28 protein-coding genes are annotated in these 23426 nt (G+C 68.1%); 11 read left to right on the top strand and 17 right to left on the bottom strand.

The window, feature by feature from the left end; translation table 11 throughout:
* Window positions 1–83 precede the first annotated feature (83 nt).
* Genes FHG66_RS05265 through FHG66_RS05245 form a run of 5 tightly spaced genes read left to right on the top strand, consistent with a single transcriptional unit; the run spans window position 84 to window position 5128 of the window.
* Window positions 84–743: a lytic transglycosylase domain-containing protein gene (locus tag FHG66_RS05265; protein WP_139075692.1), complete on the top strand. Its 660-nt coding sequence runs from the start codon at window positions 84–86 to the stop codon at window positions 741–743.
* Window positions 744–747: 4 nt separating this feature from the next.
* The gene (flhA, locus tag FHG66_RS05260) at window positions 748–2829 is read left to right on the top strand and encodes a flagellar biosynthesis protein FlhA (RefSeq protein ID WP_139075690.1); all 2082 of its coding nucleotides are present in this window, start codon (window positions 748–750) and stop codon (window positions 2827–2829) included.
* A 33-nt stretch (window positions 2830–2862) separates the two neighbouring features.
* Window positions 2863–3654 carry a flagellar biosynthetic protein FliR gene (locus FHG66_RS05255; RefSeq protein ID WP_139075688.1) on the top strand — a complete coding sequence of 264 codons (792 nt, stop codon included), beginning with the start codon at window positions 2863–2865 and terminating at the stop codon, window positions 3652–3654.
* On the top strand, window positions 3651–4742 hold the full coding sequence (locus tag FHG66_RS05250; protein WP_139075687.1) for an EscU/YscU/HrcU family type III secretion system export apparatus switch protein: 1092 nt from the start codon (window positions 3651–3653) through the stop codon (window positions 4740–4742). Before FHG66_RS05255 ends, FHG66_RS05250 begins: the two co-directional genes overlap by 4 nt.
* Window positions 4739–5128: a hypothetical protein gene (locus FHG66_RS05245; RefSeq protein ID WP_139075686.1), complete on the top strand. Its 390-nt coding sequence runs from the start codon at window positions 4739–4741 to the stop codon at window positions 5126–5128. The genes FHG66_RS05250 and FHG66_RS05245 overlap by 4 nt, the downstream gene beginning before the upstream one ends.
* A gap of 179 nt (window positions 5129–5307) precedes the next feature.
* Here the strand turns inward: FHG66_RS05245 and FHG66_RS05240 are convergent, their stop codons facing one another.
* From FHG66_RS05240 to FHG66_RS05200, 9 genes are read right to left on the bottom strand one after another with little or no spacing between them, the layout of a single operon-like run.
* Entirely contained in the window at window positions 5308–5907 is a 600-nt protein-coding gene (locus FHG66_RS05240) for a flagellar basal body-associated FliL family protein (RefSeq protein WP_139075684.1), read from the bottom strand.
* A gap of 9 nt (window positions 5908–5916) precedes the next feature.
* Entirely contained in the window at window positions 5917–6657 is a 741-nt protein-coding gene (gene flgH / locus FHG66_RS05235) for a flagellar basal body L-ring protein FlgH (protein WP_139075682.1), read from the bottom strand.
* A 10-nt stretch (window positions 6658–6667) separates the two neighbouring features.
* Window positions 6668–7099, bottom strand: a complete 432-nt coding sequence (flgA, locus tag FHG66_RS05230; protein ID WP_139075680.1) for a flagellar basal body P-ring formation chaperone FlgA — start codon at window positions 7097–7099, stop codon at window positions 6668–6670.
* Window positions 7099–7884, bottom strand: coding sequence for a flagellar basal-body rod protein FlgG (flgG, locus tag FHG66_RS05225; RefSeq protein ID WP_139075678.1), 786 nt, complete (start codon window positions 7882–7884; stop codon window positions 7099–7101). Before flgG ends, flgA begins: the two co-directional genes overlap by 1 nt.
* Window positions 7885–7890: 6 nt before the next feature.
* Window positions 7891–8607, bottom strand: coding sequence for a flagellar hook-basal body complex protein (locus FHG66_RS05220; protein ID WP_139075677.1), 717 nt, complete (start codon window positions 8605–8607; stop codon window positions 7891–7893).
* Between the two features lie 3 nt (window positions 8608–8610).
* Complete coding sequence (locus tag FHG66_RS05215; RefSeq protein WP_139075675.1) at window positions 8611–8877, bottom strand: flagellar biosynthetic protein FliQ; 267 nt, start codon at window positions 8875–8877, stop codon at window positions 8611–8613.
* A complete protein-coding gene (gene fliE, locus FHG66_RS05210; protein WP_139075673.1) occupies window positions 8877–9167 on the bottom strand; it encodes a flagellar hook-basal body complex protein FliE in 291 nt (96 codons plus the stop codon). The genes FHG66_RS05215 and fliE overlap by 1 nt, the downstream gene beginning before the upstream one ends.
* A gap of 9 nt (window positions 9168–9176) precedes the next feature.
* On the bottom strand, window positions 9177–9560 hold the full coding sequence (gene flgC / locus FHG66_RS05205) for a flagellar basal body rod protein FlgC (protein ID WP_139075671.1): 384 nt from the start codon (window positions 9558–9560) through the stop codon (window positions 9177–9179).
* A 3-nt stretch (window positions 9561–9563) separates the two neighbouring features.
* A complete protein-coding gene (locus tag FHG66_RS05200) occupies window positions 9564–9932 on the bottom strand; it encodes a FlgB family protein (RefSeq protein ID WP_139075669.1) in 369 nt (122 codons plus the stop codon).
* 88 nt (window positions 9933–10020) lie between these two features.
* On the opposite strand from FHG66_RS05200, the gene FHG66_RS05195 reads away from it, so the two are divergent.
* The gene (locus tag FHG66_RS05195) at window positions 10021–11367 is read left to right on the top strand and encodes a FliI/YscN family ATPase (protein WP_139075667.1); all 1347 of its coding nucleotides are present in this window, start codon (window positions 10021–10023) and stop codon (window positions 11365–11367) included.
* Window positions 11368–11434: 67 nt separating this feature from the next.
* On the opposite strand, the gene FHG66_RS05190 is transcribed toward FHG66_RS05195, so the two are convergent.
* The 6 genes from FHG66_RS05190 to FHG66_RS05165 all read right to left on the bottom strand — a co-directional run bounded on the left by FHG66_RS05190 (window position 11435) and on the right by FHG66_RS05165 (window position 15497).
* The gene (locus FHG66_RS05190) at window positions 11435–12223 is read right to left on the bottom strand and encodes a DUF1217 domain-containing protein (RefSeq protein WP_139075665.1); all 789 of its coding nucleotides are present in this window, start codon (window positions 12221–12223) and stop codon (window positions 11435–11437) included.
* Window positions 12220–12639 carry a flagellar biosynthesis repressor FlbT gene (gene flbT / locus FHG66_RS05185; RefSeq protein ID WP_139075663.1) on the bottom strand — a complete coding sequence of 140 codons (420 nt, stop codon included), beginning with the start codon at window positions 12637–12639 and terminating at the stop codon, window positions 12220–12222. The genes FHG66_RS05190 and flbT overlap by 4 nt, the downstream gene beginning before the upstream one ends.
* Entirely contained in the window at window positions 12636–13031 is a 396-nt protein-coding gene (flaF, locus tag FHG66_RS05180; RefSeq protein WP_139075661.1) for a flagellar biosynthesis regulator FlaF, read from the bottom strand. The genes flbT and flaF overlap by 4 nt, the downstream gene beginning before the upstream one ends.
* A gap of 95 nt (window positions 13032–13126) precedes the next feature.
* Entirely contained in the window at window positions 13127–14449 is a 1323-nt protein-coding gene (locus FHG66_RS05175) for a flagellin N-terminal helical domain-containing protein (protein ID WP_139075803.1), read from the bottom strand.
* A gap of 309 nt (window positions 14450–14758) precedes the next feature.
* Window positions 14759–15088, bottom strand: coding sequence for a flagellar protein FlgN (locus FHG66_RS05170; protein WP_139075660.1), 330 nt, complete (start codon window positions 15086–15088; stop codon window positions 14759–14761).
* On the bottom strand, window positions 15081–15497 hold the full coding sequence (locus FHG66_RS05165) for a rod-binding protein (RefSeq protein ID WP_425471701.1): 417 nt from the start codon (window positions 15495–15497) through the stop codon (window positions 15081–15083). Before FHG66_RS05165 ends, FHG66_RS05170 begins: the two co-directional genes overlap by 8 nt.
* On the opposite strand from FHG66_RS05165, the gene FHG66_RS05155 reads away from it, so the two are divergent.
* Window positions 15469–17013, top strand: coding sequence for a flagellar hook-length control protein FliK (locus FHG66_RS05155; protein ID WP_176556133.1), 1545 nt, complete (start codon window positions 15469–15471; stop codon window positions 17011–17013). The genes FHG66_RS05165 and FHG66_RS05155 overlap by 29 nt on opposite strands.
* Before the next feature lie 9 nt (window positions 17014–17022).
* On the top strand, window positions 17023–17703 hold the full coding sequence (locus FHG66_RS05150; RefSeq protein ID WP_139075655.1) for a flagellar hook capping FlgD N-terminal domain-containing protein: 681 nt from the start codon (window positions 17023–17025) through the stop codon (window positions 17701–17703).
* A gap of 118 nt (window positions 17704–17821) precedes the next feature.
* Here the strand turns inward: FHG66_RS05150 and ubiB are convergent, their stop codons facing one another.
* Window positions 17822–19348 (bottom strand): 2-polyprenylphenol 6-hydroxylase, encoded by a 1527-nt coding sequence (gene ubiB, locus FHG66_RS05145; RefSeq protein WP_139075653.1) that lies wholly within the window; start codon window positions 19346–19348, stop codon window positions 17822–17824.
* A complete protein-coding gene (gene ubiE / locus FHG66_RS05140) occupies window positions 19348–20106 on the bottom strand; it encodes a bifunctional demethylmenaquinone methyltransferase/2-methoxy-6-polyprenyl-1,4-benzoquinol methylase UbiE (RefSeq protein ID WP_139075651.1) in 759 nt (252 codons plus the stop codon). Before ubiE ends, ubiB begins: the two co-directional genes overlap by 1 nt.
* Window positions 20107–20228: 122 nt before the next feature.
* Here ubiE and mutM point away from each other — a divergent pair, with 122 nt between their 5' ends.
* The 3 genes from mutM to dnaA all read left to right on the top strand — a co-directional run bounded on the left by mutM (window position 20229) and on the right by dnaA (window position 23404).
* A complete protein-coding gene (mutM, locus tag FHG66_RS05135) occupies window positions 20229–21083 on the top strand; it encodes a bifunctional DNA-formamidopyrimidine glycosylase/DNA-(apurinic or apyrimidinic site) lyase (RefSeq protein ID WP_139075649.1) in 855 nt (284 codons plus the stop codon).
* A gap of 77 nt (window positions 21084–21160) precedes the next feature.
* Window positions 21161–21445, top strand: coding sequence for a 30S ribosomal protein S20 (rpsT, locus tag FHG66_RS05130; RefSeq protein ID WP_139075646.1), 285 nt, complete (start codon window positions 21161–21163; stop codon window positions 21443–21445).
* A gap of 582 nt (window positions 21446–22027) precedes the next feature.
* Window positions 22028–23404, top strand: coding sequence for a chromosomal replication initiator protein DnaA (dnaA, locus tag FHG66_RS05125; RefSeq protein WP_139075801.1), 1377 nt, complete (start codon window positions 22028–22030; stop codon window positions 23402–23404).
* Window positions 23405–23426: the final 22 nt, after the last annotated feature.

The following is a 23426-nucleotide window of genomic DNA, read 5'->3' as shown; positions in this document are numbered from 1 at the left end:
CAGTCGCTCCGAACGGCACCGGCTCCTGTAGGCGCACCGTTCCTAGCTTGGGCCCTTTGCTCGCCCAGGCCGTTCTCTTGTCAATGTTGGCTGCTTCCCCGGCTCTGGCCGACGATTCGGACCTTTGCCTGCTGGCGGCCCAGGACGCCGGCCAGTCATCCGGCGTGCCGCTTTCCGTGCTTTTGGCCGTGAGCCTAACCGAAACGGGGCGTGGGGACGGCGACAGCGTCCGCCCTTGGCCCTGGACCGTCGCCATCGAGGGTGAACGGCAATGGTTCGACACCCGCGACCAAGCCTTGGCTTTCGCCGAAGCGCGCCATGGCCAGGGCATTCAGAACTTTGAGCTGGGTTGCTTCCAGATCAACTTTAGCGAACACCACGAGAGCTTCGTGTCCATTGACCAGATGCTCGACCCCCTGGCCAATGCCAGCTATGCCGCCGGCCTCCTGAACACGCTCCATCAGGAGGGGCAAGGCTGGTCCGAGGCTGCGGACGCCTTCCATCCACGCCCTGCCGACCTCGCGGATCAGTCCCGGGCGATGTTCGAGGCCCATCAGGCGACCGCTGTGGCCTCCGGGGCAGACGAAGGGCGATTCTCCGGGCCGCTCGCCCTGACGGGAACCCTCCTTTCACCGGACGGCGGGGATGCGGACGGGATGCCGCGGAGCAACACCTACCCCCTTCTCCAGACCACGGGCGGGATGTCCCGCCTGGGCTCTCTGGTGCTTCTCGGAGACGGCTGAACCCATGCCCGCGCTGACGCTGACGACCATGTTCCAGCCGAGGATCCTTCTCGCTCTCGCCCTCATGGCGATCATCGTCATGATGGTGCTGCCGGTGCCATCCTGGATCTTGGACATGGGCCTCGCGCTCTCGTTCGCCCTGGCGATCCTGATCTTCACGGTCACCCTGTTCATCGAGCGGCCGCTCGACTTCTCGGCCTTTCCTTCGATCCTCCTGGCCTCGCTGATGCTGCGGCTGTCCCTGAACGTGTCGTCCACCAAGCTCATCATCGGGCAGGGCCACACCGGCACGGACGCCGCAGGCCATGTGATCGAGGGCTTTGCCATGTTCGTGATGGGCGGCCAGGTCCTGCTCGGGATCGTGGTCTTCCTCGTGCTGCTGATCGTCAACTTCATCGTCATCAACAAGGGCGCGGCCCGCATGGCCGAAGTTGGCGCGCGCTTCGCCCTCGACGCCATGCCTGGAAAGCAGCTCGCCATCGACGCTGACCTCGCGGCGGGCGCGATCACCCATGCGGAGGCCAAGGCCCGGCGTGAACGGGAAAGCCAGGAGACGACCTTCTTCGGCTCGCTCGACGGCGCGTCGAAGTTCGTCAAGGGCGATGCCGTGGCGGGCCTCCTCATCACGGCGCTGAACCTCGTGATGGGCCTGATCATGGGTGTGTTCATCCACGGGATGCCGATCGGCGAGGCCTTGGAGACCTATGCCATCCTGACGGTCGGTGACGGCCTCGTCAGCCAGATTCCGGCCGTCATCATCGCCGTGGGGACGGCCCTCCTGCTCGCGCGCGGCGGCTCCACCCAGACCACCGACGTGGCGATCATAGGCCAGCTGAGCCGCTATCCCGCCGCGATCGCCACGGTGGCCGTCCTGATGGGTCTGTTCGCCGTGGTGCCGGGGATGCCGTTCCTGCCTTTCATGATCGGCGCGGCCGGGTTGGGCTATGCGGCCTGGCGAATCTCAGCCAGCCCCCCAGAGCCCGAGGCCGCGGTGTCCACCGGGCCGGACGTTCCTGCCCGCAAGGCCTCCATGGGCGATCTGCTCGACCTTGACGACATCCATGTGGAGTTCGCCCCGGATCTCGTGGACATGGTCCTGGATGCCGCCACGGGCCTCGACGTTCGGATCAGCAACATGCGCAGCCATGTGGCGACGGCCTTTGGTGTGCTGCTGCCCGAGATCCGGCTCACCGACAACGCAGCCCTTCCGTCGGGGGGCTACCGGGTCAAGGTGCAAGGCGTGGAGCAGGCCGCGGACACGCTCCGGCCCGGCCATATCTTGGCGCTGCTGTCTGGCTCCGACAGCATGGCCCTGTCGGGCCAGGACGTGAAAGAGCCTGTTTACGGCGCGCCCGCCCGGTGGATCTCGCCCGAGGATCAGGACACCGCGGCGCTGTCGGGCTTCACCACCGTCTGGCCTGCCGAGGTGCTGGCGACCCATCTGCTGGAGATCATCAAACGCAACTTCTCCCGCCTGATGACCCTCAAGGCTTTGCGGCGCCTCCTGGACGAAATGGTGAACCTATCGGACTCGGCCCGGTCCGAGGCCAACCGCAAGATGCTGGACGAACTGATCCCCGACCGGGTGCCCGTGGACCTGCTCCTGTCCGTGCTGCGGCTCCTGCTGGAGGAGAGGGTCTCGATCCGGAACCTGCCCCTCATCCTCGAAGCCGTGGCCGAGGCGCGGGCGTCCATGCCAACGGCCGAGGCGATCGCGGAACACGTCCGCCAGCGCTTGGGCTTCCAGCTCGTGGCCGAGTTGCGCCGCACGGACGGCACCATTCCCCTCGTGCAGCTCGCCCCCGAATGGGAGGAGATCTTCTCGACCTACCAGATCGGCGCAGACCGGGGGCCGTCCGACGTGGCCCTGCCCCCCGAGGAGTTCAACCGCCTGGCCAACGCCGTGGCCGAGAAGGTGGCGCAGGCCGCCGAGCATGGCACCTATCCGGCGCTCGTGACCTCCATGCGGCGGCGGCGCTTCCTGCGCACGGTGCTGGCCGCCAAGGGGATCGCGAACCCTGTGCTGTCCTTCGAGGAGATTGGCATCGATGCCCGTCCGGCGCTTGTGGGGCTTGTTCCGGCATGACGGCTCGGACGTCGTGCCCGGACCGGTGATGCCATGAGCCCCGAGCTCCTGGCCGATCTAAACCCGCTGATCGCTCTCGTCCAGGGCAGCCTGTGGGCCGGCTTCGTCGTCTTCCTGCGAGTGGGGGCGATGCTGGCCCTTCTGCCCTTGTTCGGAGAGATGTCCATTCCCGCGCGGGTGCGGCTGGGGTTGGGGATCGCATTCAGCCTTATCGTGCTGCCCGTGGTGGGCGACACGCTTCCGCCGCCCGGCGCATCGTCCCATATCCTGGCCCTGACCCTGAGCGAGGTGGCGACCGGCCTCGCCTTTGGCATGTTCTTGCGCCTTTTCGTCCTGGCGCTCCAGACGGCCGGCACGATGGCCGCCCAGTCCACCTCGCTGTCCCAGCTCTTCGGCTCTGGCCCGGGGGGCGAGCCGTCGCCCGCCATGACGCATGTCCTCGTGATCGGGGGGCTCGCGCTGGCAGCCATCCTCGGTCTGCATGTCCAGGTCGCGGCCTACATGATCCAAAGCTATGCCCTGGCCCCGGCGGGAACCATCCTCGATCCCGGAATGCTCCTTGAGGCGGGTGTGGGAGAGGTGGGGCGGACCTTTGCGCTTGCCTTCTCCCTGGCCGCCCCCTTCGTTGCGGCCGCGCTCCTGTACAATGTCACCCTTGGCGTCATCAACCGGGCCATGCCCCAGCTCATGGTGACCTTCATCGGCGCGCCCGCCCTGACCGCCGGGGGCCTCATGCTCTTTCTGGTCGCGGCGCCCGTGATGCTGTCCGTCTGGATCGCAGCCTTTCAGGGCTTCATGGCCAATCCCTTCGGCAACCTGCCATGAGCCAGGGCGAGGAGGACGAAACCGAGAAAAGCTTCGAGCCGTCCCAGAAACGGCTCGACGATGCACGCAAGCGCGGCGACGTTCCCCAATCCCCGGACCTTGTCACAGCGGCAAGCTACGGCGGCTTCTACATGGCTGCCTCGGCCTTCGGGGCGGGCTCCCTGCTCAGCCTGGGCGCACTGCTGAAGACGCTGCTGTCCCAGGCGGCCCCGCTGTCGGAGCAGGTCTTCACGGGAAGTCCGCAGCCATTCTGGGCAGCTATACTGGGCCAGACGGCCGCCGCCTCCTGGCCCTGGTTTGCCATTCCCGCGATCGCGGCGCTGCTGTGCCTCGTGGCGCAGCAATCGATCGTGATCGCGCCGGACAAGCTGGTTCCCAAGCTGTCCCGCATCTCGCCCATGGCGCAAGCCAAGAACAAGTTCGGCAAGGAAGGTATCGTGGCCTTTGGCAAGGGGCTCTTCAAGATCGGCCTCTTTGGCGCGGTCCTGGGGATCACGCTGGCCGAGTCGACGCCCCGCCTGATCGGCACCGCGGCGCAGGAACCGGGCATGGCCACCCTGCTCCTTCTGGAGATCGCCCTCGATCTCATGGCCCGAGTGGTTCTGGTGGCGCTGGCCCTTGGTCTGGCGGATCTGGTCTGGCAGCGGATCTCGTTCCAGCAGCGCCACATGATGAGCCGCAAGGAAATGACCGATGAGATGAAGGAAAGCGAAGGCGATCCGCATCTGAAGCAGCAGCGGCGGCAAAAGGGCATCAGCATCGCCATGAACCAGATGCTGAACGATGTGCCCACGGCCTCGGTCGTGATCGTCAACCCGACTCATTACGCAGTCGCCCTGAAGTGGGACCGGGCGACCGGAGGCGCGCCGGTCTGCGTCGCCAAGGGCGTGGACGACGTCGCTGCCCGCATCCGCGAGCGGGCCATGGCCGCCGGTGTTCCCATCCGCCGCGACCCGCCGACGGCCCGCGCCATCTACGCCTCGGTCGAGATCGGCCAGCAGGTCGGCCGCCCCGAGTGGCGGGCTGTGGCGGCCGCGATCCGGTTCGCGGACCGGCTGCGCGCCAAAGCCAAGGGAGTATCGAGATGAGAGAAAAGGATCTGGCCCCTCTGGTGCGTCTGGCGGGTGTGTCCTGCGACGCGGCCGAAGCTCGGCTGGCGAGCCTGCGGCGCGAGGAAGCCGAGCTGCGGCGCCAGATCGAGGCGCTCGAGACTGCCCGACGCCTTCGAGCGTCCGAAGCCCTGGCCACCGATGTCGCGCTTCGCGCCGGGGCCGATCTGCGCTGGGAAGGCTGGATCGACAAGAGAGCGAGCGCCCTGAACGGGGAACTCGCGCGGGTCCTGGCCAAGATCGAGATGGCGCGCGACGACCTGGCCCGCGCCTTCGGTCGCCGGAGTGCTACGCAGGCGCTGCTCGATCAGGCGCGCGACGTTGCGACGGCGCGTCGCCACAGGACCGAAGAGCGCGGCTGGTAGGCCCGGGACGCGCGGGAGGATCCTGGGCGCCGATGGTCCGACCACTGCAGGCGCCCGGCCGCCTGGGAGGTTCATTGCTGCCTCGACCAACCGGACGCACTTGTACCTCAAGCAGAAAAGCGGCGCCCGCGAAGGCGCCGCCTGCTACCGTGTTGCCCGCTGGGGGACCCAGGCGCCGGTCACTTGCTCTGACGGACGAGGTCGAGGATCAGGATGTCCGTGACGACTCCGCCGGCTGCGTCCTGGGCCGCCTCAAGGAGAGCGTTGCGCAGCTCCCGCATGGCCGAGGATGCCGTGAACAGCCCGTCGAAGCCGCCGGTGTTGGCATGGTCGAACAGGACCTGGAGGAAGCTGTCGCGCAGCTTGGGCTCCATCATCAGGATGGTTTCCTGCTGCCCGGCCGGAACCTCGACGGAAAGAGAAAGCTGCACCAGCGCATCGACTTGGCCATCGGTCAGAAGGGGCACGATGAACTGATTGTTGAGCTTGACATAGTCGTGCAGCGGGTGGCCGTCCTCGGACATGACCTCCTGGGTCTCCTCCGCATGACCATCCTCTGCAGCCTCCTCCGTGCCGTGCTCGGCATCGGTCTCGCTACCGGTGGCATGCTCCTCGGCCTCCGAGGCGGGCACCACCTCGCCGCAGGGATTGGCGAGTTCGGCCGCCGCCTGCTCCTCGGTGTCGCTTTCTTCGTGGGCGGGCGTGAGCAGCAGGCCCGCGCCCACGCCTCCGCCAAGGCCCAGGAACAGGAGGATGAGGGGTATCAGGAGCCGCTTCATGGAAAGGCCTCAGAACGGAAGGATGTTGTCGATGGCCTGCGCGCCCGCGCGGGGCTGCTGCATGTCGGTGATCTGGCCTCGCCCGCCATAGGAGATGCGGGCCTGGGCGATCTTGTCATAGGTGACCTCGTTCTGGCGGCTGATGTCGGCGGGACGGACGAAGCCGGTGACGAGAAGTTCGCGGAGTTCGTTGTTCACGCGGACCTCCTGACTGCCCGAGATCGACAGCACGCCGTTCGGCAGCACCTCGGTGACGGTGGCCGCGACGCGAAGCTCGAGCTGCTCGTTCCGCTGGACCGTGCCCTCGCCCGAGAAGGTGTGGCTGGACGACAGGTCCACGCCCGGCGACAGCCCTCCGCCGCCCAGCAGGTTGCCGTTCAGGGTTTCCGGCACCCCGAACAGCGCATCGACGCCCAGCGATTCGGAGCCCTGACGGCCCCGCTCGGTCGTGTTCCTGATCTGGGCGGAATCGTCGATCTCGATGACGACCGTCAGGATGTCGCCCCGCTCCACCGCCCGGTTGTCGCCAAGGAGCGAGCCGCGCTCCCCGGTCCAGAGCGAGGCCGAGGAGGACGCCTGGTAGACGGGCAGGGGGGCCATGGCAGTCGGCAGGCGGAGGGGATCCCGCATCGCGGACTCCTCGTCCGGAATGGGAAAGGCCGCCGGGGTGAATGTCGGCGGCTGCCCCAAAGGCGAGGAGCCGCAGGCGGCCAGCGACAGGAGAAGCAGAAGGGCGCGGGATGGGGTCATGGGAGCCATTTCATTCTGAAACGTAGGCGGCGCCGTCGGTGCCGACGCGGGCCGTGACGGTGGTGCGCGACGTGGTGTTCATCACGCGGATCAGCTCTCCGGGGCCTGCGCGGTCGAGGGCGCGTCCTTCGGCGGTGATCAGCAGGGTCCCCCGCATGAAGATCAGCGGCACGATGGCGTTGCGCTCGATCACGGCCGGGGGGCCCAGGTCCTGGGGTCGGATGGGCCGGCCCGGATAAAGGGCGACCCGAGCCTCCAGCCCGATCGCCTGGGAGGGATCGGTGACTGCGCCCGGGACGTTCGCCTCCGACAGGGCCAGGTCCTCGGGGCCGATGATCGACTGCGGAGGGATCGTGCGGGTCGGAACGATGATGTCGGCTGCCGCCGGAGCAGCGCCGAGGAGCAGGACGGCAACGATGCGGCAGGCGGCAAAGGGATCCATCACCGGATCTGCGCCGTGGCGCCAAGCATCTGGTCGGCCGCCGTGATGACCTTGGAGTTCAGCTCGTAGCCGCGCTGCGCCTCGATGAGGTCGGTCACCTCCTTCACGGCATCCACGGAGGAATCTTCCAGATAGCCCTGCCGCAGGGTTCCCAGCCCGTCCTGCCCCGGTGTGGCGACCAGCGAAGCGCCGGATGCGGCCGTCTCGAGGAACAGGTTCGACCCCATGGCTTCCAGACCCTTGGCGTTCGTGAAGCCGGCCAAGGTGAACTGCCCCAGGAGCTGCGGCTGCACCTGATCGCTGAAGTAGGCGTAAACCTCGCCTTCGGCGTTGATCGAGATCGACTTGGCATCGGCCGGAACCGTCACCTCGGGTTCGACCGGGAAACCGTCCGAGGTGACGATCAGGCCATCGGGCGAAAGCTTGAGCGAGCCATCCCGCGTGTAGGCCGAACGTCCGTCCGGAAGCCGCACCTCCAGATAGCCCTCGCCTTCGATCGCCAGGTCGAGGTCGTTGCCGGTCGCCGAGAGCGCCCCCTGCGAGATCATGACCGACACGGCCGTGGGCCGCACGCCCAGGCCCAGCTGCACGCCGACCGGCAGGACCGTCCCGTCCGCCGCATTGATGGTGCCGGGGCGGACGAGCTGCTGGTAGTGCAGGTCCGCGAACTCGGCCCGGCGGGGCGAGTAGCCCGTCGTGCTCATGTTGGCGAGGTTGTTGGAAATGACCTCGACCCGGGTCTGCTGGGCCGTCATGCCGGAAGCGGCGATCTCGAGGGCGCGCATGCGATGTTACCTTGTCTGAATGGCCTGAATGGTTTTGCGGATGCGTTCGTCCTCGCGTTCGAGGAAGCCCTGCCCCATCTCGTAGGCGCGCTGGACCTCGATCATCCGCGACACTTCGAGGACCGGGTTGACGTTCGATTCTTCCAGGAAGCCCTGTAGGACACGGCCCCCGAGCGCCGGGTCGGTGCCGCTGTCGGCGCGAAAAAGCGTGCCGCCCTCGCGCACCAGCTCGAGGGGATCGCGAGGCAGAACGATGCCGATCTGTCCCACCGGATTGCCCCCGGCCGAGATCGTGCCGTCGGGTGCGATGCCCACCGGGCCCTGGCCCTGGGGCACGAAAACAGGCGCGCCCCCGGCATCGAGGACCGGATACCCCTCGGGCGTCACAAGGTCGCCGTTCTCGTTCGGGCCGAAATGGCCTGCGCGGCTCAGGCGGGGCCCATCGGGAGTCTGCACCAGAAAGAAGCCGTCGCCTTCGATTGCGAGGTCGAAGGCTCCGCCGGTCTGGGACAGGGACCCCTGCGACAGGTCGGTTTCGCGGACCCGGGCGGTGGCCATGGACAGCGAGGCTCCGGAGCCCGTGGTCCGCACATACTCGGAAAAGCCGATATGCTCGCCACGGTAGCCCGTGGTGGTGGCGTTCGCGATGTTGTTGGCCACCATCTGCATCTGAGCCATGAGGCCCGTCTGCCGTGTGAGGGTGGCGTAGGTCGCGTTGTCCATGCCTCAGCTCCCCTCGATGGCGGGTGCGATGGTGTCCTGAAAGAAGCCCACGAGCGTTTCGGTCATGAATCCCATGGAGATCCAGAAGACCGCGACGATGGCCGCCAGCTTCGGCACGAAGGTCAGCGTCTGCTCCTGGACGGAGGTGAGCGCCTGCAGAAGGCCGATGGCGAGCCCCGCGACCAGCGCGATCGACAGGATCGGCATCGACAGCAGCGTGGCGGTCCAGAGCCCCTGGCGAAGCGTGTCGTAGAAGGCGGCCTCGGACATCAGACGGGCATCCTCAGGATTTCCTGGTAGGCCTCGACCACCTTGTTGCGGACCGTGACGGCCGTTTCGACGGCCAGCTCGGTCTGGGTGAGCGCCTGCACCAAGGCATGCGGGTCCGATCCGCCGGTCATCGTCGCCATCGCGGTCTGCTCGCTGCGCGACAGCGTGGCGGCAAAGTCCTTGGCGAGGTCGCCCAGCACGCCCCCGGTGGTTCCGGGCTGCGGCGCCGTGGCGGGGCGCGCAGAGGCGTAATGATTGACGACTTGGGAAAGGGTGGCCTTGAGATCCATTCTGAACTCCTATCGGCGGAGAAGATCGAGGAGCGCCGACGACATGCTCCGCGTCTGCTCGAACATTTTGAGGTTGGCCTCGTAGCTGCGGGACGCCTCGCGGGCGTCCGTCATCTCGAGGAGAAGGTTGACGTTGGAGCCGTCCACATAGCCATCGGCGTCGGCCAGCGGGTTGGACGGGTCGTGAATGCGCTCCAGCGCGCTCTGGTCCAGCCGGACGGGTCCGGTGGCAATGGTTCCCGCCCCGTCGGCCATGGCCTCGAAGCTGACGGTCTTGCGATGGTAGCCGGGCGTTTCGGCGTTGGCGATGTTCTCGGCGGTGAGGCGAAGGCGCGTTGCCTGGGCCTGCATGCCGGACATGGTGATGCGGAGGGCGTCGGAGAACTCGGCCATGATTCAGCGTCCTAGGGAGGTGCGGAGCACGGTGATGGCGTGGCGCCAGATGGCGATGGCGCGGCCCTGCTCTCGCGTGGCTTCGGCAGAGGCGAACATCTCGCTTTCAAGGGACACGGTGTTGCCGTTGGGCGATGATTCGCCAGGCTGGTCGAACGCGCGAGCGCCGTCAGGACCGGCAGAGCCCAGATGGCCCGGCCGCGTCGCGCGCAGGCCCTGAGCCTCGAAGGTTTGCGTGAACGAGGGCAGAGCCTGGGCGCGAAAGCCCGGCGTGTCTGCATTGGCGACGTTCACGGCCGCCAGGGCCTGCCTGCGGCCGGCGTGGCGGGCCATGGCAGCGGATGTCCGGATCACGTCCAGAGATTCGTACATCGGGGCTTCTCCCTCGAACAATGCAAGGAAGCCTTAAGACCGATTCCCTAAGGATCGGTTATGAAACCCCGCAAGCGTGGAGGCTCGAATGGCCGACCCCCTCATCGACAGGATCTGTGGCGCAGTTGCACGGGCACGGGCGGAGCATCCGCTCGGCCGCGTCGCCGGGGCGAGCGGCGGCGTACTACAGGCCTCGGGCCTGACGCAGACGGCGCGCCTTGGCGACCGAGCCCGGGTGATGCCACGCCATGGCACGCCCATCCAGGCCGAGGTCATCCGGATCGGGGATGGCCTGACTCACCTGTTGCCCGAAGGAACGGCCGACGGCGTGTCCCTGGCCGACCCCGTCCGGCTTGAGCCTGCCCCCGGATTCGCGCCTGATTCGTCGTGGATCGGGCGGGTGGTGGACCCGGACGGCCGCCCGTTGGATGGCCGCCCCCTTCTGCCCGGCGCCTGGACCCGACCGCTCCGGGCCGATCCGCCCCCGGCCGGACAGCGCCGCGCCATGGGGGCCCGCGTCGGCACCGGCTATGCCGTGTTCGACACGCTCCTGCCCCTCGCGCGTGGGCAGCGGATCGGCCTTTTCGCGGGTTCGGGGGTGGGCAAATCCACTCTGCTGGCCGGTCTGGCCCGTGGCGTCGCCGCCGAGGTCGTGGTGATCGGCCTTGTGGGCGAGCGAGGCCGCGAGCTGCGCCACTTCGTGGAAGATGTCCTTGGTCCTGAGGGCATGGCCCGGGCCGTCGTAGTAGCGGCTACCTCGGACCGTGCGCCGCAGGTGCGCCGCCGCTGCGCCTGGGCCGCGACAGCGGTCGCGGAGCACTTTCGAGACGAGGGTCGGCAGGTCCTGCTCCTGATCGACAGCGTCACCCGGTTCGCGGAAGCGCACCGCGAGGTGTCCGTCGCCGCAGGGGAGGCTGCCGCGCTGCGCGGGTTTCCGGCCTCGACAGGCCCGGCCATCGCCGCCTTGTGCGAGCGGGCAGGCCCTGGGGCGGACCAGCAGGGCGATATCACGGCCATCTACTCGGTCCTGGTGCAAGGCTCCGACATGGAGGAGCCGGTCGCCGATTGGCTGCGCGGCGTCCTTGATGGGCATGTCGTGATGGATCGCGCCATTGCGGAGCGAGGCCGTTTCCCGGCGGTGGACCTGCTACGTTCCGTGTCCCGGTCGCTTCCAGGCGTCGCGAGCCGGACCGAGAACCAGCTCATCGGAGAGGCAAGGGCGCTGCTGGGGGCTTACGATCGGGCGGCCCTGATGATCCGGGCTGGCCTCTATGCAGCGGGCTCGGACCCAGAGATCGACGCCGCTGTGGCCGTGCAAGGGGGCCTGGACCGTTTCTTGGCCACGAGCGGCATGACCGCGCCTGCTGCCAGCTTTGCCGCGCTTCGGCAGGCCCTGGCGCCCGCGCGGCCCCAGGCCCGGAAAGAAGGGCGGTGATGCGGCGGACGGTTGGGAAGCCGGTGGTCGCGGAGCCGATGTAAGCGCGACCAACTGCGGCCCTGGATCAGCCTGCCCCACCCAAGAGCTGGAGTGCCATGGATGCGGGGCTGGCTGCGCTCGACTGCGACTCGGAGCGCAGGAGAAACAGGCGGACTAGTTTTTCCTGCTTGGCGGGATCGGCAAAGTCGGAAACCTTGGTGGTGCCAAAGATCGACTGCGCCCGGTCCTTGAACGCTGTCAGCTGCTTGTCCACGTTGATGGCAGAAAGGCTTGCCGGCAGCCCCATCGCTTTCTGGAAGACCTGCTTCAGGGGTGCGTTGCCCATGACCAGATACCATTGGGCATTGGTGTTCTGGGTCTTGCCAGTGATGTCCTTGATCCCCTCGGACAGGTTCAGCGCCATGCGGAAATCGTTGTTCTGATCGCCTACGGCCTCCTGAAAGGCCTGCTGCTGGTACTTGGCGATGATCTTGTCGGCAAAGCCGCTCAGCCCCGTCCGCGCGCCCAGGTTGCCGTAGCCGAACTCAAAGGCCAGGGCGGCGTAGCGCTTGTCGGACAGCTTGTTGGCCAGGGCGGTCGATTTGATCGTGCCGCCTTCCAGGATCTTCTGGACGAATGCCTTGGAGTTGACGTCGTCCGACAGGCCGAAGGCGCCCAGGGCAACCTCGAGGAGGCGGCGGTCGCCGACGAGGTCGGCGGCCGTCTTGGCCTTGGAGATGTTGGCCTTGAAGTATTCGGTGGCCCGCTGGACGGGCGCGCTCTTGCTGAAGGACGCCTGCTGCGTGTCCAACGTGCGTTGGAGATAGCGCCAACCGGTATAGCCACCAAGGGGCAGGACCGGTTGGTAGGTCATGACGGCCGCGAGGGGGCAGGGGCCGAGGCCAGGAGCCGCTCTTCGCGCGGGAGGAGGCCGCGAAGCCGCTTGAGGGCGCGGTAGAAGTCGCCGCTGCGGACCGCGTCGGTCGCTTCGGTCAGGATGGAGCGGCTGTCGGTGTCGACCAGCGCCTGGCTCAGCTGCTCGATGCCGCGCAGGAGCTGGAGGCCGGCCTGATCCTCGGGCACGTCGCCCGACAGGACGAGCTGCGCGATGTAGCAGACGCGACGGACGGGGGTGTTGGCTTCGCCGGGGCGGATCGCGTCGCGCAGGCGGAGAATGTTGGCGTTGGGCGTCAGGATGGCGAGGCGGGAGCGGCGGTCCCCGTTCTCGATCACCGCGCCGTTGACGAGGACCCGCTCCTTGGGCCCCAGCTTGAGGACGAGGCCGGTCATTGCGGTCCCTTGGGGGTGGCGGCCGGGGCGGGCATGGCACCAAGGCCACGCATCACGGCGGTGTTGATGTCGATAAGGGGCTGGAGGTCGGCCTCGCGGTTCAGGACACGGTTGGTGTGGTGGTCCGTGAACTCCGCCAGGTAGAACAGGCGGGCGCGGAGGTCCTGGGGGAGGGCGTTGTCCTTGCCGGCCACTTGGGCGGCGACAAAAGTCCAAAGACGGCGGTTGTCGTGCAGGGCGGCGACGGTGCCGGAAAAGTCCTCGGGGCGCTGGGCGGCGGCGGCGAGGCGGGCCGTGACGGTCGAAAAGACTTGGTGTTCGGTCTGGCGCGGCGTGCGAATCGGAGACTGCGGTCCCGCATAGGCATTGCGGGCCTGTTGCATGGCGTTCATGAGGTGTCCTTTCGGGACCTGAGACGACCCTTCGGGGCTTTGCCGCGAAGTCTATGGGGGTGACGGAGGCGGCAAGGCCGCCTCCGCCGTCCGCATCAGCGGAAGAGCGACAGGATCGACTGGGGCGCCTGGTTGGCGATCGACAGCGCCTGCACGCCGAGCTGCTGTTGGGTCTGCAGCGCCTGGAGGCGGGCCGAGGTCTCTTCCATGTCGGCGTCGACCAGAGTGCCGATGCCAGCCTTGAGAGAGTCGGACAGACCTGAGATGAACTTGGACTGCGTCTCGATCCGGCCTTGCACCGAGCCGAAGGAGGCCGACGCGTCCACGGCGGTCTGGATCAGGCCTTCGATGGCGTTCAGCCCCGACTTCGCACCGCTCGCGGAGCTTACGTCGACGGTACGAAGCCCTTCGAGGCCGCCGCCAATCGTGTTGGTAGCCGTGTTGCTCACGCTGACGAGGTTGACCTGCAGCGTGTCGCTGGCAGTGGTCACCTTGGAGGTGATGGACAGCGCCCCGTTATTGGCGGTGATGTTCAGCGTATCCGTGGACAGGCCGTTCGCTCCGGCCCAGCGGCCGTAGGCTTCGCCCAGCGCCTTGGCAACAGTTGCGGCCGTGTCGCCCTCGCGGGTGACGTAACGGATCGAGTTCGCCGCAGCTTCGGTCTGGGTCGAGGCGGCGGCGGCGGAAGTCCGCCAGCTGGCCTGCGTGAAGGAGCTGTTGTCGCCGTCCGTTCCGAAGACGTTGAGCGCGAAGGCGGTGCCCGCGTTGAAGTTGAGCGAGGCGCCGGATACCGCGGTTCCGACGTTGATCGAGCCCGTCTGAGTTCCGTTCAGCGTCACGGCCGACGTGTTGACGTTGGCGTTGAACGTGCCGCCCGTCGCTGCAATCGCGCTCGCCGATTGCGTGAGATCCTGCTTCAGGGCCGAGATGCTCGAGGTTGCCACGCCGGTCGCCGAACGATCCAGCGAGGACAGCACGTTCGTCGAACCTGACCCGGCGACCGTGGACTTGTTGGACAGCAGGTTCAGGCCGTTGAACTGGGCGGCGCCAACAGTGGCAACGATCTGGTCGCGAAGAGCTGCGACGTCGGTCTGCAGCTTGCCGCGGTCGACGTTCTCACCTTGGGCCGAAACGATCTTACCCTTCATTTGCTTGAGCAGATCCGTCACGGTTTCCGAGGCCTGACGGGCGACGGCGACGGTGGACTGGCCAAGCGCGAGGCTGTCCGAGATGTTCTTGAAGCCTTCGACGTCCGACTCCATGACTTTAGAGATCGACCATACGGCGGCGTTGTCCTTGGCGTTAGCGACATCCTTGCCGGTCGAAATCTGGCTCTGGGTTTTAGCCATCGCACCGTTGATGCCCTTGAGGGTCTGCAGCGCGATCATTGCGCCGTTGTTGGTCAGAATGCTCGACATGAGTCGTAATCCTATAGCTTGGCGCGTTTTGCGCCGACGTTTTGGGACGCCGCGCCCTTGGCGTTGCCGGGCGGGCATGGGTTCGTCATTCTGACCTGTGCTGGGGACGCTTCGTTCCGCCTGCGCCATCGCTGGGATGCAAGGGGACGTTGCCCCGGTGGCGGTGAAGGAGGACTTAACGCCGCGAAGGAATTATCTGCAGTTTTATTCAATGAACTGTGGAGAACGGTGGCGCGGGGCGGCCTTGAAACGCCAAGCGCCCGGCGATGCGTTGGCACCGCCGGGCGCTTGTGGGTCGCCTTTAAGGGGTCAGGCCTTGCGTTCGATCCGTGGGGGGGCCACGGGCACCTCGGCCCGCGTGCCTTGGGCGTTGTAGGTCACGAGGCCCTTGCGCGCGGCGGCGAGGGCGGCGCGGCGGCGCAGCGCCTCGCGCACGCCTTCGATCGCGGCGGCGAGCAGCGCCTGGTTGCGGGACAGGGAGCGGGCCAGGGGGGCCAACTCCTCGGGCTCGGCGTGTCGGAGCGCGTCAAGGCCCGCGGCCTTGTGCTGGGCCAGGGCCTGGAGGTCGCCCCAGCTCCCGTCGAGAATCAGGCGCCGCTCCTCCTCGAGCAGGGCGGCGAGGGCGGGGGCGTCAACCATGATCGCGGGCCTTGAGCGCCTCGAAGAGCGACTCGGCCAGGCCGATTCCCCCCGCCTCGGCCATGCGGCGGGCCTGGGCGTCGAGCAGGAAGGAGGAGAACTGATCCTCGCCCGCGCCGCCGTCGAGGCCAGCGGGGGCGCGGCCCAGGCCCGCCTCGGACAGCATCTGCTTGAGGAACCCCGCCTCGAGCTGGATCGCGGCTTCGCGCAGGCGGGCCTCTCGGTCGCGGGTCGCGTCCGGGGCGGTCGGGCCGGCGGAGGGCAGGGCTGTGATCATGGCATCCTCGGCTTCGGGGTCGCGGGCAGGATCATCCAGGAGCGTAAAGGATTCGTAAGCATCCCGCGCGATGCTGGCCGCGATTGCAGAAGGGACGATTCGGATGACAGACGGAATCGCCGGGGCCAGCATGGCCTTGGGCTCGCCGCAGCGCCCCGTCACGGCGCGCGACGGCGGAGCGGTCCGGCAGGAGCCGGGCTTTGCCGCGCTGGTGGATGCGCCGTCCGAGGCGGCACCACGCGGAACCGCCGTCGTTCAGGACGCCGAGGCGCCGCCAGAGTCCGAGATCGTGCCGCCCGAGGAGGGTGAGGAGGCCGAGCCGCAGGATGGTCTGCTGGCGATTCTGGGCCTGTTCGGCGCGTCCGTTCCACAGAGCGAGGTCCAGCCACCCCCGCGGGCACCGGCCCGTGCTCCGGGCGCGGGCCAGGAAACGGGTCTGTCCTCCGCAGTACTGGCCAATGTCGCCATGCCCGCTGGGTCCGCGCCCGTTGTCGCGCCTGCCCCAGCAACGGTGCCCGAAGGCGGATTGATCGGGGAGGATGTGTCCGACCCGGATCCCCAGCCTGCGGGGGCCGTGCTGCCGGTCGAGGCCAAGCCCGGCACGGCTGTGGGCGCCCCACCCGCAGGGGACGTCGCCTCGCGTCCGCAGGTTCCGGGCGGTCCGGACGGATCTTTCGGCTCCGGGCAGCCCAAGATCATGCATGAACCGGCGCCAGCGGGCGTTGGCCCATCGAAGCGAGAGGCGACCCCTGACGCTGCCAGGCTTTACGCCGCGGCGGCGGGGCAGAGCGGGGCGGAAGGCGCTGCCGCGATATCCAAGATGGACAGTCCTCCACCCATGCCGGAGCCGAGAGCCCTGGCCACAGTTCGGGGAGGGGCGAACAGCGCATCGCCGCCGGCGCCTGCCATGCCCAGGGCGGACGGCCTGCCCTCACCGGAGCCGCGATCCCCGGACACAGGACGGTCCAAGGCGACCGAGACAAAGCGCACGGGGTTGGCGGAGGCTCGCGGGAACACCGTCGAGGCGGCAGCAGTGTCGTTCCGGCAGCTCGTCGGAGAGGCACGCAGGGCCGGGGCCTCGCAGGACGGATCGGACAAGGCGGGAGGCGAGCGCGGGTTGCCTCGGGCCGACCAGGCGACCTCGCGCGACGATCCGGCGCTTGGGATGCAGACGGTCCGGCCGACCGACGCCGGGGAGTTCAGGACGTCGGCTCCATCGGACGGGGCACCGACCGTGCGCCGGATCGGCCGCCAGATCGCTGCCCAGCCCGTTCTGCGGAGCGGCGGGCGAGCCGAGTTCAACCTCGCGCCCGAAGAGCTGGGCCACCTACGGCTCAGCGTGGAGACGAGCGAGGCCGGATTGCGCATCGTCATCGAGGCCGCCCGGCCCGAGACGGCTGACCTCATGCGCCGGCATGTGGAGGCCCTGCGTCAGGAACTGCGGCAGGAAGGGCTTGGCCAGGTTGGCGTGTCCATCGGCGGTGGCGATTCGGCGGCTGGCCGCGAGACGTCTCATCCGGGGCGGCGGGGGAGCGAAGCAGCAGCCGGTGCCTCCGGTCCCGTTGCTGCCACCTCGGTCCTGCCTTTGTCCGACACCCCCGCCCCACGCACGCGCAACGCGGGCGGGGCGCTTGATCTGCGCTTCTAGGAGAATCCAGTGGACCCCACGAGCTTCAGCACCACGCCCACCACCGTCCCGCAGGCGACCCCATCCGGGACGGCTGCGCCCGCCCCTGCGGTGGCGGCCCCCAACGACTTCAATACCTTCCTGAAGATGCTCACGGTGCAGATGCAGAACCAGGACCCGCTCGATCCCATCGACTCGGCGGATTACGCGGTGCAGCTTGCCACGTTCTCGGGCGTAGAGCAGCAGGTGAAGACGAACGAACTATTGGGCAGCCTGTCGGGCCAGATGGCGCTTTCGGGGCTGGCCGAGATGGCCGGATGGGTTGGCCAGGAAGCGCGGGCCGCCATGCCTGCTTGGTTCGACGGCGCCCCCGTCACGCTGTCCCCCAATCCGCTGGCCACCGCTGATTCCGTGGAGCTGATCGTCAAGGACGCCCAGGGGAAGGAGGTCGCCCGCAGCGACATCCCCGTATCCGCCGAGCCCATCGAATGGGCCGGCGTGGGCAAGGACGGTGCCCCGCTCCCCAAGGGGTTCTACAGCTTCGAGGTGGTCAGCAAGGATGCCGAGGGGAAGGCTCTCCTGACGGAGCAGGCCGAGCTTTACGCGACCGTGACAGAGGTGCGTGCCGAGGGCGGCAAGACGGTCCTCGTGATGCAGGGCGGGGCCTTGGTGCCCACCAGCAGCGTCACGGCCCTTCGTCAGGGTAGCTGACGCCGCTCCGACGCCAGTGCCGCCCCTACGGCGTGGGCACGGGCCACGTGTTCGTGCCGTGCCTCAGCCGGGGAGGCGGACAGTCGCGTAGGACGGGTCCGACCTGTTCCGGAGCCTTTCAAACGACTCCGGAAAGGAAGCCGCCAAGCACGACTAGGGCAGCGCCGGCCGCCATGTATAAAGCGGCGGCCAAGAGGCCGGGGCGCCAGGACGGCGGCGGGGTCGCGGTGCGGATCAGGCCCGCGCGGGCAAGCTCGGGCAGTCGGGGCGAGAACCGCGCGAGGATCCAGGCGGTCCTGGCCAGGTCACGAGCAAAGGCCTTGGGGCCTAGGGCGTCGCGGATGTAGCTTTCGACAACCGGACGGGCGGAGTCCCAGATGTTCATCTTGGGGTCGAGCGTCCGCGCCACCCCCTCGATCACCACCATGGTGCGCTGGAGAAGAATCAGCTCGGTCCGGGTCTGCATACCGAATCGCTCCGTGACCTCGAACAGATAGGCGAGGAGCCGGCTCATGGAGATGTGGGACGCGTCCATGCCGAAGATGGGCTCGCCCACCGCGCGGAGCGCCTGGGCGAACTGGTCCACGTCGCGGTCGGGAGGCACGTAGCCGGCCTCGAAATGGACTTCGGCCACGCGACGGTAGTCTCGGCGGATGAAGCCGATCAGGATCTCGGCATAAACGCGGCGCGTGTATTCGTCGATCCGACCCATGATGCCGAAGTCGTAGGCCACGAGGTTCCCGGCCGCATCGACCTTGAGGTTGCCCTGGTGCATATCGCCATGGAAGTAGCCGTCCCGGAGCGCATGCCGCAGGAAGAGCTGGAGCACGCGCTGCGCCAGCGCCGCCGCGTCGTGGCCTTGGGCCTGGATCGCCTCCACATCCGCAGCGCCGATTCCCTCGACCCAGTCCAGCGTCATCACTCGCCGGGCCGAGTAGCCCCAGCGCACGGACGGGACCCGGAAGCCTGCATCGTCGGCGGTGTTGTCCTTGAACTCGGAGGCGGCGGAGCTTTCCAGCCGGAGGTCGAGTTCCCCCCGCACCACGCCCTCGAAATGCGCGATGACATCGCTTGGACGAAGCCGTCGGGCCGAGGGCAGAAACAGGTCGAGCGTGCGCGCGGCGAAACGGAAGGCGTCGATGTCGCGCTGGAAGGCCCGCTCGATGCCGGGGCGCAGCACCTTGACCGCGACCTCCTCGCCGGTGGCCCTCAGCCGGGCGCGGTGAACCTGGGCAATGGACGCGGCGGCGACAGGCTCCGAGAATTCGGAAAAGAGCTGGTCCACCGGGCGGCCGAGGTCCGCGGCGACAGCAGCCCGGGCCACCGACGTCGGAAAAGGCGGCAGGCGGTCCTGCAGGATCCGGAGCTGGTGAACGAGATTCTCGCCCACGATGTCGGGGCGGGTGGACAGGATCTGCCCGAACTTGACATAGGCGGGGCCGAGCGCTGTGATCGCCCGCGTCACCGGCGGCATCGCCGGATCGCCAGGGTAGCCCATCCAGCGGAAGGGCCAGATCACGCCGCGCAGGATGCTCCGTAGTAGGGGCGGCGCCTGGAGGGCATCGAGGATCTGGGTCATGGCCCCGGTCCGCTCGAAGGTGGCCCCCGTTCGCATCAGGCGAAGGATGTTGACCGGTCCGCGCATCAGACCTTCCAGGCGGAATGGAGGCAGGCCACGCCCATCGTCAGGTTGCGGTAGCTGGCGTTCGCGAATCCCGCCGCGCGGATCATGGAGAGGAAACTGTCCTGATCGGGAAAGCGGCGGATCGACTCCACAAGATACTGGTAGCTCGCCCGGTCGCCGGTCACGGCCTGACCCATCGCCGGGATGACGTTGAAGGAGTAAAGGTCATAGGCTTTCTCCAGCAGGGGCACCGGCACGCGCGAGAACTCGAGCACCATGAGGCGACCGCCCCGGCGGAGGACGCGGAACGCTTCGGACAGCGCCGCATCCGGGCGGGTCACGTTCCGGATGCCGAAGGAGATGGTGTAGGTGTCGAAGCTGGCGTCGGGAAACGGAAGCGCCATGGCGTCCCCCGCCACCCAGTCCAGCCGGTCGCCGAAGGACAGGGCATCGGCCCGCTGGCGCCCCTCGACCAGCATGGATTCGGTGAGGTCGAGCACGGTGACACGGCTTCCGGGTGCGCGGCGCAGGATGCGAAAGGCGATATCCCCCGTGCCGCCCGCGACGTCGAGCCCGCGCATCCCCGGTCGCGGCGCAAGCCAGTCAAGCATTGCGTCCTTCCAGATCCGGTGAAGACCGCCGCTCATCAGGTCGTTCATCAGGTCGTAGCGGGACGCGACCGAGGTGAAGACGCCCCGAACGCGGCCCGCCTTCTCGGCCTCGGGGATGGTCTCGAAGCCGAAGTGGGTGTCGGCGTCGCTTCGGGTGTCGTCCGGCATGGTGTAGGGCTCGCTTCGGGATCCGCGCGGGAGGGTGGCGCGCCATCGTGACTTGCCAAGGCTTGCAGGCCCCCGCGACCGGTTCCTTATAGGGGACGAACCCGCCAGGAAAGGACTCTCCGATGCCCGAGCTGCCCGAGGTCGAGACGGTGCGCCGCGGCCTTCTGCCCGTGATGGAAGGCCGGCGGATCGAGCGGGCCGAGGTGCGTCGGCCGGATCTGCGGTGGCCTTTTCCCGAGCGGATGGCCGAGCGCCTGACGGGCGCGCGCGTCACGGCCCTGGGCCGGCGGTCCAAGTACCTGCTCCTGGACCTTGACCGGGGCGAGACGCTGATCGTGCATCTGGGCATGTCGGGCCGGATGCTGATTGGCGGGCAGGTGCTGGGACAGTTCCACCACGACGTGGGCGCCGGGCCCGGGCCGCACGACCATGTGGTGCTCGACATTGAGGGCGGGGCCCGCGTGACCTTCAACGACGCGCGGCGCTTCGGGGCGATGGATCTCTGGCCGTCCGGGGACCTCGCGGGGCACCGCCTGCTGCGGGCGATCGGGCCCGAGCCCCTGGGGAACGGCTTCTCGGCCGAAACTCTGGCCCGGGCCTTCAAAGGCAAGGCCGCTCCGGTCAAGGCCGCGCTGCTCAATCAGGGAATCGTGGCGGGCTTGGGGAACATCTACGTCTCCGAGGCCCTGGCCCGGGCTGGCCTTCATCCGGCACGGGCGGCGGGCACCATCCCGCCGGACCACCTGGAGGTGCTCGTTCGGGCCATCCGGCAGGTGCTGCAGGAGGCCACCGAGGCCGGAGGCTCCTCGCTCAGGGATCATCGGCAGGCGAATGGGGAGCTCGGCTATTTCCAGCACGCCTTCCGGGTCTATGATCAGGCGGGGCAGCCCTGCCGCACCGAGGGCTGTGCCGGGACCGTCGAGCGGATCGTCCAGTCCGGTCGGTCAAGCTACTATTGCCCCCAGTGCCAGACCTGAGCCGGTTGACACTTATCCACTTCCCGTCTAGGGACGCGGCTTCAAGAATTCCAACCCCTGCCGCGGGACGACATATCATGGCCAATTCGCCTCAGTCCGAAAAGCGCGCCCGCCAAAGCGAGGCTCGCTTCAAGATCAACAAGATGCGCCGTTCACGCATCCGCACCTTCCTGCGTAAGGTCGAGGAGGCGATCGCCTCCGGCGACAACGCCGCCGCCCGCGAGGCGCTGCGCCAGGCTCAGCCCGAGCTGATGCGTGGCGTCACCAAGGGCGTGGTCAACAAGAACAACGCCGCTCGCAAGATGTCCCGCCTGTCCGCCCGTGTTAAGGCGACCGGCGCGGCCTCGGCTGCGACCGTCTGAGTCGAAGCGACTCGCGGCATCGAAAGGGCGCGCCCCAGGGCGCGCCCTTTTCGTTTGTCCAGACCCTGGCTGAGCCGGTTCCAGCCGATCCACAGAAAATTTCGCGCCTCGGGCGACTCCGTCACAAGCCTGTGACGCCACTCGAGTGAATCCTGAGGAGTCGCAGAAGACCGACTTGGCCAACCGCGATTCGAATCCGCTGACTCGGGCGTCAAGCAAGTTGTTCGGTTGCGAGACCTCACGAGCTTGCTAGCTTGTCCCCTGCGATTCCGATCGTTCCTGGGGGAATGAAGGGATCGGCGCGGCATCTCCTTGCCCCCGCCCCTGCCAGGGCGGCGCAAGGGCCAAGGGCGGACCCTGCCAGGTTCGTCCGTGGTTCGTCGCGCTGATCGGGAAGGGTGGGGCTGCGCTGCCATGCGGCCTCCGTCACCGCACGCCGTCCTCTCGGGCGGGTGCGATGCCTTGCATCATGCCCCCAGGTCGACTCGGACGTGAAACGAGGCGAGGTCCTGGGGGACCGGCGGGCTTTGGTCCGCTCGATGCGAGGACGATGACATGGCCGACGGCGCGGGCTTCGGGACGATGCATGCGGACGGCGACGAGAGCGTGGACGCGCTCTGGACGCGGTGCCGCGCGACACTCAGGGAACGGGTGGGCACAGGCAGCTTCCAGAGCTGGATCTCGCCCCTGCGGCTCGCCTCGATCGAGGGTGGCGTCGCCACGCTGACTGTACCCACGGCCTTTCTGGGCTCCTATGTCGCGCGCAACTTCCAGGAAGCGATCCTGGCCGTCCTGGACGAGGCCGGCGCCCCCGCGACTCGGCTGATCTTCACGCCGCAGGGCCGTGCGATTCCGCAGGCCGCGACGGCCCTGGCCGAGGCTCCGGCCCCCGCTGCGCATCCCGAGCCCGCCGCCGCCGAGGAGACGATGCGTCTCGATCCGCGCCTGACCTTCGACCGCTTCGTGGTCGGCAAGTCCAACGAACTGGCTTATGCCGCCGCCCGGCGGATCGCAGAGGGCAACGCGGTGGGCTTCAACCCGCTGTTCCTTCATGGCGGCGTGGGCTTGGGCAAGACCCATTTGATGCAGGCCATCGCCCACGAGATGCGGGCGCGGAACCCGCAGGCCCGCGTCCTCTACCTCTCGGCCGAGCAATTCATGATCCGCTTCGTGACGGCGCTGCGCGACCGCAAGATGATGGACTTCAAGCAGGTCTTCCGCGCGGTGGACGTCCTGATGGTGGACGACATCCAGTTCATCGCCGGCAAGGACTCCACGCAGGAGGAGTTCTTCCACACGTTCAACGCGCTAGTGGACCAGGGCAAGCAGATCGTGCTCACCGCCGACCGTTCCCCTGTCGAGATCGCGGCCCTGGAGGAGCGGGTGACCTCGCGGCTCCAGTCCGGGCTCGTGGTCCAGGTGAACCCGGCTGACTACGAGCTGCGTCTGGGCGTGCTCCAGTCCAAGGTCGCCGTGGCGCGCGCCGCCGATCCGTCGCTGCGGATTGCCGAGGGCGTGCTGGACTTCCTGGCGGCCCGCGTGACCTCGAACCTACGCGTGCTGGAAGGGGCGCTCACCCGGCTGTGCGCGCAGGCCAGCCTCGTGGGGCGGGAGATCACCCTGGATCTCGCCCGCGACTGCCTGGGCGACGTCCTGCGTGCCTCGGACCGCAAGGTTTCGGTCGAGGAGATCCAGCGCAAGGTGGCCGAGCATTACCACATCCGCTTGGCGGACCTGATCGGGCCCAAGCGGCTGCGCAGCTTTGCCCGGCCGCGCCAGGTGGCCATGTACCTGGCCAAGACCATGACCAGCCGGTCGCTGCCCGATATCGGCCGCCGCTTCGGCGGGCGCGACCACACCACGATCATCCACGGGGTCCGCAAGATCGAGGAGCTGATGGGCATCGACTCGCAGATCGCCGACGACCTGGATCTGCTGCGCCGCGCCCTGGAGTCCTGATCCCTCTTGAGCCAGCCTTGGA

The organism is Rubellimicrobium rubrum, from assembly GCF_006152115.1.
GTDB lineage: Bacteria > Pseudomonadota > Alphaproteobacteria > Rhodobacterales > Rhodobacteraceae > Rubellimicrobium > Rubellimicrobium rubrum.
This window is presented reverse-complemented; position numbering and strand designations above follow the sequence as displayed.